The 341-nt window shown below is 59.5% G+C and carries 1 protein-coding gene and 1 pseudogene; both read right to left on the reverse strand.

Annotation, left to right across the window (positions count from 1 at the left end; genetic code table 11):
- Positions 1-23: 23 nt before the first annotated feature.
- Positions 24-122 (reverse strand): annotated as a pseudogene (locus MTX36_RS29535) (IS3 family transposase); the annotation flags it as partial.
- Positions 91-333 carry a helix-turn-helix domain-containing protein gene (locus tag MTX36_RS29540; RefSeq protein ID WP_308198273.1) on the reverse strand — a complete coding sequence of 81 codons (243 nt, stop codon included), beginning with the start codon at positions 331-333 and terminating at the stop codon, positions 91-93. The pseudogene MTX36_RS29535 and the gene MTX36_RS29540, both read right to left, overlap by 32 nt.
- Positions 334-341 lie beyond the last annotated feature (8 nt).

The following is a 341-nucleotide window of genomic DNA, read 5'->3' on the forward strand; positions in this document are numbered from 1 at the left end:
AGTTGGACTGGCCAAATAAGAGCCTAAGCCACCAGGGCTTGAACCCGGTATTGCACCGGGCTCAGGCCCTGGAGCTTTGTGGAGATGCGTTCATGGTTGTACCAGTGGATGTAATCGTGCAGCGCCGACAGGTCTCGGCGGGCGGTCTCTGCGTTTGGGGCGTAACCCGTCCTCGCCCTCGTCGCGGTACTTCCGCGCCCACCTCTCGATCAGTTTCGGCGACGACAAGACGAATTCCTTGGCGAGCTCGACCTTCGTCTCGCCAGCGAGGAAACGGCGCACCACATCGAGTTTGAACTCGAACGAGAACGATTCCTTGTCCGGTTTGGTCACCAACGCTC

Source organism: Rhodococcus sp. ARC_M6, assembly GCF_022810305.1.
Taxonomy (GTDB): Bacteria; Actinomycetota; Actinomycetes; order Mycobacteriales; family Mycobacteriaceae; genus Rhodococcus_F.